Genomic DNA, 14,108 nt, shown 5'->3' on the forward strand with positions numbered 1-14,108 from the left:
TGCGGGCGCCAAGCCCCAGATGAGGCTGTCGGACAATCTGCGCGGCGCGGTGCTGATGGCCGTCGCCGCGGCGATCTTCGCGCTGGAGGCGCTGGTGCTGCGCTGGCTGACCGCGCGCGGCGTGCCGGTGGGCCTGCAGCTCGCCGCGCGCACCGCGGGGCAGCTCGTCTGGGTGGCGCCCATCGTGATGGCGATGGGGCCGCGCGTCTTCCGCACGCAGCGCCTGCCCATGCACCTCGCGCGCGGCGCCTCCTCGTTGACCTGCTGGGGGCTCTACTATCTCTCGCTGACGATGCTCGACCTTGCGACCGCCACGGCGCTGAGCTTCACCGCGGTGATGATCACCGCGCTGCTCGCAGGGCCGATGCTGGGCGAGCGTGTGGGCGCCTGGCGCTGGGCGGCGGCGGTGATCGGCTTCGCCGGCATCCTGGTGATGCTGCGGCCGGGCGGCGGCGCGGATCCGCTGGGGGCCGCGGTCGCCATCGCCAGCGCGGTCGCCTGGTGCGGCATCACGCTCACCTCGCGCAGCCTGACGCTGACCGACGGCACGGCGACGATCATGGCCTGGGTGGGGCTCACCACCTTCCTCGGTGCGCTGCCGGTCGCCTTCCTCGCCTGGACGCCCATCGGCGCGGTGGACGCCGTGGTGCTGGCGGCCATCGCGCTCGTCACACCCTCTCTGATCTGGCTGACGACGGAGGCGCTGCGCCATGGCGAGGCCTCCGCCATCGCGCCGCTGCAATATCTGCGCCTGCCGCTGCTGGCGCTGGCCGGCTGGCTGGCCTGGGGCGAGGCGCCGGATGGCTGGTCCTGGCTCGGCATGGCCGCGATCCTGTCCGGCGCGCTGCTGGTCACGGTGGTGGAGGCGCGGCGGCGATGACGCCGATGACGAAGGCGGCGCTGCTCGCCGTGGCCTCCGCCTTCTTCTTCAACCTCGAGACCGTCGTGGTGAAGGCGATCGAGGGCGTGCCGCTCGCCACCATCGTGCTGGCCCGCGCCGTCGGGCAACTCGCCTGGGCGATGCCCGCTTTCGTTCAGGATCCACGGGGCGTGATGCGCACGGGCCAGCTCAGGCTGAACCTGCTGCGTGGCGGGCTCTCCGGCATTTCCTGGTACATGTATTTTCTCTCCTTCTCGATGCTGCCGCTGGCGACCGCCACGGTGCTGTCCTTCACCTCCGTGCTGTTCGTCACCGCGCTCGCCGGGCCCGTGCTGGGGGAGGCGGTGCGCTGGCGGCGATGGACCGCGACGTTGGTGGGCTTCGCCGGGGTGGTCGCGATCGTGCGCCCCGGCGCGCTGGAGGTCGGCTGGCCGGTGGCGGCGGCCATCGGCTCCGCCTTCCTGGGCGCCGGCATCGTGCTGACCACGAAGATGCTGGCGCGCAGCGAGCGCACCATCACGATCATGTTCTACATCGGCCTGATGACCACGCTGATGGCGCTGCCCGTTGCCTGGCCGGGCCTCGCCTGGCCGGGCTGGCGCGATTTCGGGCTGCTGCTGCTGACGGCGCTTTGCGGGCCTTTCGCGATGGTGCTGTGGATCAGCGCGCTGCGGCTGGCGGATGCGAGCGTCATCGCGCCGATCGGCTATGTGCGCCTGGTCTTCGCCGCCGCCTTCGGCGTGCTGCTGTTCAACGAGATGCCAGACATGTGGCTCGGCTTCGGCGCGGCGCTGATCGTCGGCAGCGCGCTCTACATCACGCGGCGGGAGGCCCGGGTCGCGCGGCGGAAGGCGGCGCCGCTGGTCGCGGCGCCCGCCATCCCGCCTCAGCGCGGTGCGGCGGCGGAGAGCGCCGAGTCCAGCGCCGAGGGCTCCAGCCCGAAGTCGCGGTAGCCCTGGCGAAGATGCGCGACATACCACGCCGCCGGCGGCCCCGCGCGATGCACCTGCTCCACATAGGTCCAGGCCTCCGCGGCGCCGCCGACCGGTTGCGGCAGGCGGATGCGGATGCGGCGGTAGATGCCGAGCGCCGTGCCCTCCGCGACGTCCAGCGCGCGCAGGTGCCGCGGCGTGACGCGCCAGAGGCCGAGCGGCACGAAGGCGTCCTCGTCGCGCAGGATCGAGGCGTAGCGGTTCACCACCAGCCGCCAGCCCGGCAGCAGCGCGGCGCCGAGCGGCTCCGCCCCGGGGCAGCGCGACGCGTGGCGCATGCGGGCGTGGTCGAGATTGCTGCCATAGGCGGCGTAGAGCGTCGGCGCGTCCATCGCCGCGCAGCCTCGCGCCGCTTCGCGCTTCGGGCAAGGATCGCCCCATGATCCTCGCGCTCCAGGCGCTGCCGCTGCTGCTGCTCGTCGCACTGCTGGTCTCCGGCCGGGCAGGGCCGGTGCCGGCGGTGCTGGCCGCCCTCCTCGCCGCGCTGCCGGCCGTGCTGCTCACGCTGCCGGACGGCGCCGCACCGGCGGGCTTCCTGGCGGAGGAGACGCTGCGCGGCGCCTTCCTGGCCTTGAAGCCGATCGGCGTCGTCGTCGGCGGGCTGCTGTTCCACGCGGCGGTGCAGCGCGCGCCCGCCGAGGGCAGCGCGGTCGTGGCCACGCCGCGGCGCATCCTGGTCGCGACGCTGCTGGCCGGCGCCTTCCTGGAGAGCGTGACGGGCTTCGCCGTCGGCGCGGTCTTCGCGCTGGCGGCGCTGCGCGGGATGGGGCTTCGCGGCGCGCCGGCCGGCGCGATGGCGCTGCTCTCGCTCAGCCTGGTGCCCTGGGGCGGGCTCGGTCCGGGCACGGCGCTCGGCGCGGCGCTGGTCGGGCTTCCCGCGCAGGCGGTGGCCTTCGCGACTGCCTGGCCGAACGCCGTCTGGTATCCGCTGCTCGGCCCGGTGCTGTGGCGGCTCTGCGCCGCCGCGGGGATCGCCGTGCCCCCGGCGGAGCGGTTGGCGCAGATGCTGGTGCTGTGCGGCGTCGCCGCGCTGCTGCTGCTCTGCCACGCGCTGTTTCCGTTCGAGGCCGCGGGCATCGTCGCCACAGGCGTTCCGCTGCTGCTGCTGCTCTGGCGCCTGGATCCGCCGCAGGGCGCGGCCGGCTGGCGCGCCGCGATCCGCACATTGGCACCCTATGCCGGGCTGACGGTGGCGCTGCTCACGGCACGCGCCTGGGCCGGCGCGCCGGCCTGGACGCCCTTCGCCGACTTGCCCGGCCTGCCACTGACACATGTGGCGATCATCCTGTGGCTGGTCGCGGCGGCGCTGCTGCTGCGGCTGCCCGACGGGCCGGCGCGGGCCCGGGGCGCACTGCTGCGCGCGCGGCGCCCGGCGCTGGCCATGCTGCTCTATGTGATCCTGGCCCGCTGGCTGGCGGGATCGGGCGTCGCGGGATCGCTGGCCGAGGCGCTGGCCGGCGCGCTCGGGCCGCTTGCCCCCTATGCGGTGCCGCCGCTCGGGCTCGCCTCCGGCATGGTGACGGGCAGCAATGTCGGCTCGAACGCGGCGCTGATGACGGTGCAGGCGGCGCTCGGCCGAGCGGCGGCGCTGCCCGAGTTGCTGGCGCCGGCGCTGCACAACTTCGCGGGCGCCGCCGGCGCCGGCATGTCCTTCGCCGTCACCGCCATGATCTGCGGGCTGCTCGCCGACGGCACGCGGCCTGCGCAGATCTGGCGGATGCTGCTGCCCTCCATGGCGCTGGTGCTCGTGATCGGGTGGCTTGCCGTGGCAGTGGCGGGGTAGGGGGGCCCTCAGCCCCGCAGCAGGCCGCCCATCGGCGCGACCGCCTCGCTGCCCGGGAAGGCCTGCGCGACGGCCGGGGCCGGCAGGCCGAGATGCCCGGCGAGCAGGCCCTTGGCCACGGCGCGCAGATCGGCGGTCGGGCGCAGGTCGCGGTTCTCCAGCAGCGCATCCCGCCCGAGGCCGGGCCAGTCCGCCACCACGCGCCCGCCGCGCACCGCGCCGCCCAGCAGCAGCGCAACGCCCGCCGTGCCGTGATCGGTCCCGGCATTGCCGTTCGCCCGCGCCGTGCGGCCGAACTCCGTGATCACCAGCACCGCCGTCCGCGCCCAGTCCGCGCCGAGCGCCGCCTTCAGCTCGGCGAGCCCGGCATCCAGCGCTCGCAGCGGGCCGCGGATGTTGTTCGCCTGGTTCACATGCGTGTCCCAGCCGCCGAGCTCCAGCACCGCCACGCGCGGCCCGGCCGCCTCCGCCAGCAGCCGTCCCGCCGCCGCGGCGAGGCGGGGGAACTGCGCGCGGTCGCGCTCCCGGCTCGGCTCGCCCAGCGTGCTGGTGGCGAAGCCGCGGGCGCGCAGCCCTTCCTCGAAGACTGGGCCGAGCTTCGGATCGCCGGCATGCAGCGCGGCGAGCCGGGCATAGAGATCGGGCGAGGGATGCTCCACCCCCGGCGGAAACCAGGCGCCGACCGGCGTCGGTCCGCGCATCAGCAACGGGACGTTGGTGCCCACCGCCAGCCCCGCGCGCGCTTCCGCCGGATTGGGCAGCGCGGAGATGGCGCGGTTCAGCCAGCCGCTGGACAGCCGCTGGTCGGCGCCGCTCTCCAGCATGTCCTGCGCGTCGAAATGCGACCGGCTGCGATAGGGGCCGGCGATGGCGTGCAGCAACAGCGCCTCGTCCGCCGCATACATGGCGTGCAGGTTGGCGAAGTCCGGGTGCAGACCGAAGCGGCCGCCGAGGTCGAGCAGCCCGCCCTCCTGCCCCGGCTCGGGCAGGGCCAGCGGCGCGCGGATCTCGCGCAGAACCGGGTCGGCATAGGGCTGCACCGCGTAGAGCCCGTCCATCGCGCCGCGCTGCAGGATCACGACGAAGCGGCGCTCGCCCGGAAGCTGCGCGAAGGCGGCGCGGGTGCGCCCCAGCACCAGTGCCGTGCCGAGCCCGAGCAACAGGCTGCGGCGGCCGAGGGAGAAGGAGGCGTGGCTCATCGGTGCATGAACTCCGGGCTGCCGATCAGCAGCGTCGCCGCATCGCGCAGCGAGCCCGCGCCGCGCATGGCGCTCACGGTTTCCGCGCGCGCCAGTGGGCCGAGCGCCGCAGCGGCGGCGCCGGGCAGGTCCGTGACCCCGGCGCGGCCGGCGACGGTGTAGGCCCAGTCCACCCGCCGCATCATCGCCTCCGGCGTCGCCCAGGCCTCGGCGATGTCCGGCCAGCCATTGGGCTGCGGCGCCATCCAGAGCGGCTGGTTCATGGCGAACAGCCCGTTCACGACCAGGTCCGCCCGCTGCTCCATGACGCCCAGGGCGCGGCAGGCGGCGAGGACGAAATCCTGCGGCGCGCGGAACTTCGAGAGCGGCGGCTCCCAGGCCTGCGGCAGCGCGACCAGCGCCAGCGCCACCGCGCCCAGGTCGCCGTCCGTCTCGCGCAGAACCTTTTCCAGCGCGCGCACCGCCTCGGGCGGCGGCGCATCGGCCACGAAATGCCGCGCCAGCTTCACGGCCAGGAAGCGCCAGGTCGCCGGCTGCGCGGCAAGGAAGCGCAGCGCCGCCTCCTGGCTGCCCTCGCCTTCCTCGAAGCGGCGGCCGAGCAGGAATTTCGGGCCGGGCTCATGCGCGGCAGGCTGCCACTGGAAATCGAAGGGCGGGCGATCCGTCGCGACGCGCCATCCCGTCAGGATCTTCGCGAGTTCCTGCACGTCGCCCTGGGTGTAGCCGCCGGCGGGAGAGAGGGTGTGCAGCTCCAGCACCTCGCGCGCCAGGTTCTCATTCAACCCGAAGCGCCCACCGCGGGCTGCGCGGCTGTTCGGCCCCACCGATATGTTGTTGTTCAGGTAGATCAGCATCGCCGGATGGCGCGTGACGGCCACCAGCATGTCGGCGAAGCGGCCCGTCACATGCGGGCGGATCGCGTCATGCTCCAGCGCCGCCGGCAGGATCGCCATCGCAGCACCACGGCGGGCGGTGGTGAAGTGATTGGACCAGAAATCCACCAGCCGGTCCCTGAAGGGCTGCGGCGAGGTCAGCCGCCGCGCGGCCCAGGCCGTCGTCTCGCGCCGGATCAGGCCGGGGAGGGGCGTGCTGTCCGGCAGGACGATGCCGTTCCCCTCCAGCGCGGCCCGGTATTGCGGCGCGCGGGTCTGGGCGATTCCGGCGGCCTCGTCGCGCAGCACCAGGTGGCTGAGCTGGGCGATGACGGCCTCCTTGGCCGTCAGGCCGGGCGGCGATGCGCCGGGCTCGCGGATCTGTGCCGCAAGCCAGGCCTCCGGCGCCTCCGGCGGCGATTCGCCGAGTCGGAGGCCCAGGCCGAACCGGATCGGCGCGATGTGGCTGCGGATGCTCACGGCGAAACCTTTAGCACGCCGGCGCGCCGGGCGGCGCGGGGCGTGGCGCGGGCGCCGTTACGAAGGGTGACGCGCCTTGCCCCGCGTCGTTCACAGTGTGGCCATGCGGCCGCGCTGGGCTGCTTCGGCGGATACGCGCTTGCAAAACCGGGCGGGAGAGGGCATCTCCGCGCCGCACATAGCTGATTCGGCACTATCGGGCGGGCACCTCGGGCGGAACGGCCCCTGGGGACGCCCGCTTTCGTCCATGGAGGCCCGTCGTGGCGCGCACCCCGCTCGAGAAGATCCGCAACATCGGTATCACGGCGCATATCGACGCCGGCAAGACGACCACGACCGAGCGCATCCTCTATTACACCGGCAAGTCCCACAAGATTGGTGAGGTGCACGACGGCAACACCACCACCGACTACATGGAGCAGGAGCGGGAGCGGGGCATCACCATCACCTCCGCCGCCGTGACGGCCGAGTGGAAGGGCCACCGCATCAACGTCATCGACACCCCCGGCCACATCGACTTCAACATCGAGGTGAACCGGTCGCTGCGCGTGCTCGACGGCGCGGTGTTCGTGATCGAGGGCGTGGCCGGCGTGCAGCCGCAGTCCGAGACCAACTGGCGCCTGGCTGACCGCTACAACGTCCCGCGCATCATCTACATCAACAAGCTGGACCGCACCGGCGCCGACTTCTTCCGTGCCGCCGCGACGCTCACCGAGAAGCTCGGCATCAACTGGGTGACCCTGCAGCTGCCGATCGGCATCGAGGACACGCTGAAGGGCGTGGTGGACCTCGTCGAGATGAAGGCGCTGATCTGGGAGGGCGACGAGCTCGGCGCGAAGTTCCATGAGGCGCCGATCCCGGACGATCTCAAGGACCAGGCCGCCGAGTACCGCCAGAAGCTGCTCGACACCGTCGTCGGCGTCGACGAGGCGGCGATGGAGGAGTATTTCGACAAGGGCGACGTCTCGGTCGAGACCCTGAAGAAGTGCATCAAGAAGGGCACGATCAGCGGCGAGTTCCGCCCCGTGGTCTGCGGCTCCTCCTTCAAGAACAAGGGCGTGCAGCCGCTGCTCGACGCGGTGATCGATTACCTGCCGAGCCCGGTGGACATCGAGGGCATCAAGGTGGCGCCGGAGGAAGGCCAGGACGAGAACGCGGAGCGCCGCGTGATCCCGGCCGACGAGAACGCGCCCTTCGCCGGCCTCGCCTTCAAGATCATCAACGACAAGTACGGCAACCTGACCTTTGTGCGCGTGTATCGCGGCGTGCTGCGCTCCGGCGACACGGTGCTGAACACGACCAAGGAGGGCAAGGAGCGCGTCGGCCGCATGTTCCAGATGCACGCCGACAAGCGCGAGGAGATCAAGGAGGTCTTCGCCGGCGACATCGCCGCTTTCGTCGGCCTGAAGGACACCGGCACCGGCGACACGCTCGCCTCCGCCGAGGATCCGGTGGTGCTGGAGCGCATGGCCTTCCCGGTGCCGGTCATCGACATCTCGGTCGAGCCGAAGACCAAGGAAGGCGTCGAGAAGATGACGCTCGGCCTGCAGAAGCTGGCCGGCGAGGATCCCTCGCTGCGCCTGCGCACCGACCAGGAGAGCGGCCAGACCATCCTCTCGGGCATGGGCGAGCTGCATCTCGAGATCATCATCGACCGCCTGAAGCGCGAATACGGCGTGGACGCGAACATCGGCGCGCCGCAGGTGGCGTACCGCGAGACGATCACCCGCCCGCACACCGAGACCTACACCCACAAGAAGCAGTCGGGCGGCTCGGGCCAGTACGCCGAGGTGAAGATCGAGTTCGAGCCGCTCGAGCGGAACGCCGGCATCCACTTCGAGAATGCCGTGGTCGGCGGCTCGGTGCCGAAGGAATACATCCCGGCGGTCGAGAAGGGCATCAAGGTGCAGGCCGACACCGGTGTGCTCGCCGGCTTCCCGACGGTGGACTTCAAGTACCGCCTGGTGGACGGCAAGTACCACGACGTCGACTCCTCGGCGCTGGCCTTCGAGATCGCGGCCAAGGCCTGCTTCCGCGAGGGCATGAAGAAGGCGAGCCCGGTCATCCTGGAGCCGATCATGGACGTTGAGGTCACCACGCCGTCCGACCATGTCGGCGACGTGGTCGGCGACCTGAACCGCCGCCGCGGCGTGATCCAGAGCCAGGACATGGCCGGCACCAGCGTCATCGTGCGCGCCCATGTGCCGCTGAAGGAGATGTTCGGCTACATCTCGAACCTCCGCGGCATGACGAAGGGCCGCGCGAGCTTCTCGATGCAGTTCCACCACTACGATCCCGTGCCGCGCAACGTCGCGGACGAGATCATGAAGAAGAGCGCCTGATCCTCTTCCTCTCCCGCTCGCCTCTCCCTCCCCCGCAATGCGGGGGAGGGCCGGGGTGGGGGCCGCGCCAGCTTTCCCGGAGCCGGGCTGTTCAGCCCTTCCCGCGGCCAGACAGCGCCTTTGGCGCCTTCGGCGGCAGCGCCGCCACGTAACGTGCCGCGAAGGCGATCCACGCCTCCAGCCCCGCATCCTCCGCCGCATCCGGGTCCACCAGCACGAAGCCGCGCATCGGCTTGCCGGTGAAGTCCATGATCCGCGTGCCAGGCCGCGCAAGCGCCTCCGCCTCCAGCTCCCGTCCCACCCGGAACATGAAGCTGTCCTTGGCGATGCCGCAGAGCATGTTGCCGTTCAGCATCCAGCAGATGCCGCCGAACATCCGCTTCTCGACCAGCCCGCGCCGCCGCGCGAGCGAAAGTCGGATCATGTCGGCAAGGTGCGGGTCGGCCGGCATCGCCGCTCAGCGCTTCATGAAGTGCGGCGCCAGGACGTCCAGCACCACGGTCCCGTCGCCCGCCTTCGCCACGCGATAGCGCAGCTTCACCACCGCCAGATGCGGCTTGCTGCGCATCGGGCGCACCTCCTCCACGATCACGCGCATCGTCACCGGCGTGTCGGGCTCCAGCGCCGCGGCCCAGGTCAGCTCTGCCCCGCCGGCGCCCTGGTTCACCTGCGAGACCAGGCCGCTGCGGATCAGATGGCCGACGGCTGCGGCGAAGGTATGGACGCCGCTGGCGACCAGCCGCCCGAAGATGGACCCCCGGGCCGCATCGTCGTCCAGGTGGAAGGGCTGCGGGTCGAAGCGGCGAGCGAAGTCGAGGACCTCCTCGCGCGTCAAGACGAAGCGGCCGAGGTCGAAGGCCTGGCCGGGAAGGAGCTCGTCGGCGGAGCGGATCGGGGTCATGCGCCGGACGCTAACGGCGCCACCGGCTTGCCGCCAGGGTCACGGCGCCGATAGGCTTGCGCCAGAGCAACAAGGGGAGGGGCGGCCATGCGTCGTCGCGACATGCTGGTCATCGGCGCCGGAGTGCTGGCGGCGCCGGCGGTGCTGGCACAGGGCGCCTGGCCGGCGCGGCCGGTGCGCCTGATCGTCCCCTTCATCCCAGGCTCCGCGCCCGACGTCATCGCGCGCAACCTGGCGGAGCGGATCGGCGCCTCGATCGGGCAGTCGGTCGTTGTCGAGAACCGCGGCGGTGCGGGCGGTAATATCGGCTTCGAAGCCGCGGCGCGCAGCCCGAATGACGGCTACACCATCCTGCTCGGCACCAATTCGCTGGTCATCAACCCCGCGCTGACCAGCCGCCGGCTCGGCTTCGACGCCTTCCGCGATTTTGTGCCGATCTCCGTCGCCTTCGCCATGCCGCATTGCCTGGTTGTGCCGATGCAGGGACCGCCGACCACTGCGGCGCTCATCGAGAGCCTCAAGGCGAACCCGGGCCAGAACTACGCCAGCGGCGGCAACGGCTCCGGCGCGCATCTCGCGGCCGAGCTGTTCAAGGCGGCAACGAAGGTCGAGGCGGTGCATGTGCCCTTCCGCGGCGCGCCCGACATCGTCAACAACGTGCTGGCCGGCAATGTCCAGTTCGGCTTCCCCACGCTCGCGACGGTGACGGAACTCATCAAGAGCAACCGGCTGCGGGGTCTTGGCGTGACCTCCGCGCAGCGCAACCACGCGCTGCCGGAGGTGCCGACGGTTGCCGAGACGGTGCCGGGCTTCGAAGTCGTCTCCTGGTTCGCGATCCTGGGCATCGCCGGCATGCCGCAGGACCCCGTGGTCAAGATCAACGCCGCCATCCAGGCGGCGCTGGCCGATCCCGCCTTCCGCGCCCGCACCACGGCGGATGGGAGCATTGCGGTCGGCATGGGTCCCGAGGAGTTCGCCACCTTCCTGCGCGGCGAAGCGGAGAAATGGGGCGAGGCGGTGCGCATCAGCGGCGCCAAGGTGGATTGAGGCGCGGCCTCAGGGCGCCCAGAGCGCCCGGCTTTGCCAGGGAGGCGGCACGATCAGCGTGCCGGGGGGCAGCGGCGGGCCGGCGCAAAGCTCCCGCGACTGCCAGGCGTCGCGCCAGGCCGCCGGCAGCGGATAGGGTGGCGCGACCTCGCGCTCCGTGCCGAAGCCGAGCCGCCCGTAATAGGCCGGGCTGCCCAGCACCAGCACGCGGCGGAGGCCTGCAACACGCAGCCGCGCCAGGCCTTCGCTGACGAGCGCGCGGCCGATGCCCCGTCGCTGCAGGGCGGGCGTCACGGCGAGCGGCGCCAGCAGCGCGAGCCGCTCCGCCGTGCCGCGGAGGGCGCAGGGCGTGAAGGCGACATGGCCGGCGATCCCGCCGCCGCGCAGCGCAACCAGCGAGAGCACGCCCGCGAGCTCCGACAGCGCCCGCACCACCGGCAGCATGTCCTCCTGCGGGAAGGCGGCGGCGTAGAGGGTCTCGATCGCGGGCTGATCCGCGGGGCCGGCCGGGCGGATCGCGTCGCCTTCGGTCACCGCCTTGCGCTGCGCATGATCCCGCGGGCGAGCATCACGCCCCAGATCAGCAGCGTCGCGACGCCCAGCACGCCGGCGATGGGGCGCGCGAAGAACTCCAGATAGTGGCCATCCGCCTTGATCATGGACTGCACGAAGGTCTGCTCCAGCATCTCGCCGAGCACGAGGCCAAGGATGAGCGGCGCAACGGGGATGCCGTGCTCCTCCAGGAACCAGCCGAACAGGCCCATGACCAGCATCAGCACGACGCCGTAGAGGCTGTTGGTCATGGCGAAGCTGCCGACGATGCAGAACAGCAGGATGCAGGGCAGCAGCAGGTTGCGCGGGGTGCGCAGCATCTGCCGCGCGCTCTTGATCGCCGCCCAGCCGAGCGGGAGCATGATCAGGTTGGCCAGGATGAAGATCAGGAACACGGAGTAGATGAGCTGCGGGTTCTCGGTGAACACCGTCGGGCCCGGGTTCATGTTCTTCATGTAGAGCACGCCGATCACGATCGCCGTGATCGAATCGCCGGGGATGCCGAAGACCAGGGCCGGGATCCACGCGCCGCCGAGGGCTGAGTTGTTCGCGGAGGTGCTGTCCACGATGCCCTCGACATGGCCCGTGCCGAACTTCTCCGGCTCCTTCGAGAAGCGCTTGGAGACGGCGTAGCTGATCCAGGCCGCGATGTCGGCGCCCGCGCCCGGCAGCGCCCCGATCACCGTGCCGATCACGCTGCCGCGGAGGAAGTTGAACCAGTAGCGGCGCCACACCGCGCCCAGGCCGCGGAACATGTCGCCGACCTGCTGCACCACCACATGGCCCGCATCGCGCACGGTGACGGCGCCGCGCAGCAGCTCGCTCACCGCGAACATGCCGATCATCGTCGCGATGAAGTTGATGCCCTGCATCAGCTCCACCTCGCCGAAGGTGAAGCGCGGGAAGCCGGCGGATGGGTCGATGCCGACGGTTGCCAGCAGCAGCCCGAGGAACAGCGAGAGGAAGCCCTTCACCGCGTCCGCATTGGTCAGGAAGACCGCGCAGGTGAGGCCGAGGCAGGCGAGCCAGAAATACTCGAAGGAGGAGAAGTTGATCGCGACCTCGGCCAGTGCCGGCGCGGCCGCGATCAGCACCACGACGCCGACCAGCCCGCCCGCGACCGAGAAGACCAGGTTCACCCCCATGTTGAGGTTGAGCTGGCCCTTCTTCGTCATCTCGTAGGATTCGTCGGCATAGGCCGCCGAGGCGGGCGTGCCGGGCATGCGCAGCATCGCGGCCGGGATGTCGCCGGCGAAGATCGCCATCGCCGTCGCCGTCACGATGGCGCCGAGCGCCGGGATCGGCGGCATGAAGAAGGTGACCGGCACCAGCAGCGCGGTCGCCATCGTGGCCGTCAGCCCCGGCATGGCGCCGACGAACATGCCGAACACCGCCGAGAGCAAGATCACCACCAGCACGGAGGGATCGAAGACGAGCCCGAAGGCCTGGATCAGCGCATCCATCGCCGCACCGTCACAGCAGCGGGTCCATCAGGCCGCGCGGCAGCGGCACGCGCATCAGCCCGCTGAAGAACCAGTGCACCGCCAGCGTCACGCCGGCTGCGACGGGCAGGGCGACAAGCGGCCGCGCACGGAACCAGAGCGCCAGCGCCAGCAGGATCGCGAAGGCCGTCGGGATGAAGCCCAGCCTGTCCGAGGCCAGGACGTAGAACAGCGTGGCACCCGGGATCAGCAGGAACGAAACGAGCTTGGCCGGGTCCCGCATCCAGCCATCCACGGCAACGAGCGGCGCACGCTGGCGGAGCCCGCGCAGCACCAGCATGGCCCCGCACAGCGCGATCCCGCAGGCGAGGATCCGCGGGAACAGGTTCGGCCCGTAGTCCTGCCCCGGGAAGGCGGGGAAGAAGGTGGTCATCCACCACACCCAGCCCGCGAACCCGAGGAGGATCGCGCCGAGCAACGCGTCGTTCAGCCGCATGCCCGGCGTTGTCCTTCGTTGCTGGCGGTCCGATTCACGGCGTCGGCCTCCGGCACGTGCCGATCGGACCGCAGGCTCAGCCGCGCGCCAGGCCAGCGCCGCGCATCGCCTCGCCCATGGCGCGGTCGCCTTCCGCCATGAAGCGCGCGAAGCCCTGCGGATCGGCGTAAATCATGCCGAAGCCCCGCTGCGTCATGAAAGTCTTGAACTCCTGGTCGTCGAAGACGGCCTTGAGCGCCGGCACCAGCACGCCGGCGACCTCCGCCGGCAGGCCCTTCGGCGCGGCGATGCCGCGCCACGCCCCGACCGAGTAGTTGATGCCGAGCGTCTCGTTCAAGGTCGGCACGCTGGCGAACATCGGGTTGCGCTCCGGCGCCATGATCGCCAGCGCCTTGGCGCGGCCGGCATCGATCATCGCGCGCGCTTCCGGCACCGAGCAGGTGACGATGTCCACGCCGCCCGCGGCCAGTTCCTGCATCGCCGGCGCCGCGCCGTTGGAGGGCACCCAGCGCACATGGTCCCCCTTCAGCCCCATCGCCTGCAGCCAGCCCACCAGCGCCAGGTGCCAGATGCCGCCCTGGCCCGTGCCGCTGGCCTTGAAGGTGCCGGCGGGGCGGGACTTGATGGCATCCGCCAGCGCCTTGATGTCCTGGAAGGGCGAATCGTGCTTCACCTGCACGCCCGGCGGGTCGGAATTCATCAGCGCCAGCGGCGTGTAGCTCTCGGGGTTGAGCTGGGTCAGCCCCTGCCAGTGCATCATGGTGATCTCGACCGTGATCATCCCGATCGTGTAGCCGTCGGGCGCCGCCGTCGCGATCGCGCTGTGGCCGACGACGCCGGACCCGCCGGTGCGGTTCACCACGTTGAAGGGTTGCCCGAGCCGCCGCTCCAGCATGGCCGCGACGATCCGTGCCGTGGCATCCGTGCCGCCGCCTGCACCCCAGGGCACGACCATCTGCACGGGCCGGTTCGGGAAGCGCGCCTGGCCGAGGGCGGGCAGGGCGAGCAGGCCGCCCGAGGCAGCGAGCAGCGTGCGACGGGCCAAGGCGCTGGAACGCGGTGCGGACATGACAGCTCTCCTCCATTGCGCCGCCGGTTCGGCCCGGCGCGCTTGGCGGAGAG

At 71.7% G+C, this 14,108-nt stretch carries 14 protein-coding genes; 5 read left to right on the top strand and 9 right to left on the bottom strand.

The annotated features are described in order from the left end of the window. Nucleotides 1-19: 19 nt before the first annotated feature. Nucleotides 20-880 (top strand): DMT family transporter, encoded by an 861-nt coding sequence (locus DFH01_RS11855; protein ID WP_109870625.1) that lies wholly within the window; start codon nt 20-22, stop codon nt 878-880. Next, the gene (locus tag DFH01_RS11860; RefSeq protein ID WP_109870626.1) at nt 877-1,833 is read left to right on the top strand and encodes a DMT family transporter; all 957 of its coding nucleotides are present in this window, start codon (nt 877-879) and stop codon (nt 1,831-1,833) included. The genes DFH01_RS11855 and DFH01_RS11860 overlap by 4 nt, the downstream gene beginning before the upstream one ends. Here DFH01_RS11860 and DFH01_RS11865 read toward each other — a convergent pair. Beyond that, on the bottom strand, nt 1,767-2,204 hold the full coding sequence (locus DFH01_RS11865; protein ID WP_109870627.1) for a gamma-glutamylcyclotransferase family protein: 438 nt from the start codon (nt 2,202-2,204) through the stop codon (nt 1,767-1,769). The two genes, DFH01_RS11860 and DFH01_RS11865, sit on opposite strands and share 67 nt — an antisense overlap. 47 nt (nt 2,205-2,251) lie before the next feature. Here DFH01_RS11865 and DFH01_RS11870 point away from each other — a divergent pair, with 47 nt between their 5' ends. Further along, nucleotides 2,252-3,655 (top strand): L-lactate permease, encoded by a 1,404-nt coding sequence (locus DFH01_RS11870; protein WP_109870628.1) that lies wholly within the window; start codon nt 2,252-2,254, stop codon nt 3,653-3,655. A gap of 8 nt (nt 3,656-3,663) precedes the next feature. Here DFH01_RS11870 and DFH01_RS11875 read toward each other — a convergent pair whose 3' ends face one another. Further along, the gene (locus tag DFH01_RS11875; RefSeq protein ID WP_109870629.1) at nt 3,664-4,854 is read right to left on the bottom strand and encodes a DUF1501 domain-containing protein; all 1,191 of its coding nucleotides are present in this window, start codon (nt 4,852-4,854) and stop codon (nt 3,664-3,666) included. Next, nucleotides 4,851-6,206, bottom strand: coding sequence for a DUF1800 domain-containing protein (locus DFH01_RS11880; RefSeq protein ID WP_109870630.1), 1,356 nt, complete (start codon nt 6,204-6,206; stop codon nt 4,851-4,853). Before DFH01_RS11880 ends, DFH01_RS11875 begins: the two co-directional genes overlap by 4 nt. Nucleotides 6,207-6,466: 260 nt before the next feature. Here DFH01_RS11880 and fusA point away from each other — a divergent pair, with 260 nt between their 5' ends. After that, nucleotides 6,467-8,548 (top strand): elongation factor G, encoded by a 2,082-nt coding sequence (gene fusA / locus DFH01_RS11885; protein ID WP_109870631.1) that lies wholly within the window; start codon nt 6,467-6,469, stop codon nt 8,546-8,548. A 91-nt stretch (nt 8,549-8,639) separates the two neighbouring features. Here the strand turns inward: fusA and DFH01_RS11890 are convergent, their stop codons facing one another. Both DFH01_RS11890 and DFH01_RS11895 read right to left on the bottom strand, forming a co-directional pair. Further along, nucleotides 8,640-8,972, bottom strand: coding sequence for a TfoX/Sxy family protein (locus DFH01_RS11890; RefSeq protein ID WP_199231208.1), 333 nt, complete (start codon nt 8,970-8,972; stop codon nt 8,640-8,642). Nucleotides 8,973-9,005: 33 nt separating this feature from the next. Next, nucleotides 9,006-9,449: a MaoC/PaaZ C-terminal domain-containing protein gene (locus DFH01_RS11895; protein WP_109870633.1), complete on the bottom strand. Its 444-nt coding sequence runs from the start codon at nt 9,447-9,449 to the stop codon at nt 9,006-9,008. An 87-nt stretch (nt 9,450-9,536) separates the two neighbouring features. On the opposite strand from DFH01_RS11895, the gene DFH01_RS11900 reads away from it, so the two are divergent. Continuing rightward, a complete protein-coding gene (locus DFH01_RS11900) occupies nt 9,537-10,496 on the top strand; it encodes a Bug family tripartite tricarboxylate transporter substrate binding protein (protein WP_109870634.1) in 960 nt (319 codons plus the stop codon). A 9-nt stretch (nt 10,497-10,505) separates the two neighbouring features. Here DFH01_RS11900 and DFH01_RS11905 read toward each other — a convergent pair whose 3' ends face one another. The 4 genes from DFH01_RS11905 to DFH01_RS11920 form a co-directional block, all read right to left on the bottom strand. Beyond that, entirely contained in the window at nt 10,506-11,030 is a 525-nt protein-coding gene (locus DFH01_RS11905) for a GNAT family N-acetyltransferase (RefSeq protein WP_199231209.1), read from the bottom strand. Continuing rightward, nucleotides 11,027-12,511, bottom strand: a complete 1,485-nt coding sequence (locus DFH01_RS11910; protein WP_109870635.1) for a tripartite tricarboxylate transporter permease — start codon at nt 12,509-12,511, stop codon at nt 11,027-11,029. Before DFH01_RS11910 ends, DFH01_RS11905 begins: the two co-directional genes overlap by 4 nt. A gap of 10 nt (nt 12,512-12,521) precedes the next feature. After that, complete coding sequence (locus DFH01_RS11915) at nt 12,522-12,986, bottom strand: tripartite tricarboxylate transporter TctB family protein (RefSeq protein WP_109870636.1); 465 nt, start codon at nt 12,984-12,986, stop codon at nt 12,522-12,524. Between the two features lie 76 nt (nt 12,987-13,062). Then, nucleotides 13,063-14,055, bottom strand: coding sequence for a tripartite tricarboxylate transporter substrate binding protein (locus DFH01_RS11920; protein WP_109870637.1), 993 nt, complete (start codon nt 14,053-14,055; stop codon nt 13,063-13,065). Between the last annotated feature and the right edge of the window lie 53 nt (nt 14,056-14,108).

It is taken from the genome of Falsiroseomonas bella, assembly GCF_003173615.1.
GTDB lineage: Bacteria > Pseudomonadota > Alphaproteobacteria > Acetobacterales > Acetobacteraceae > Falsiroseomonas > Falsiroseomonas bella.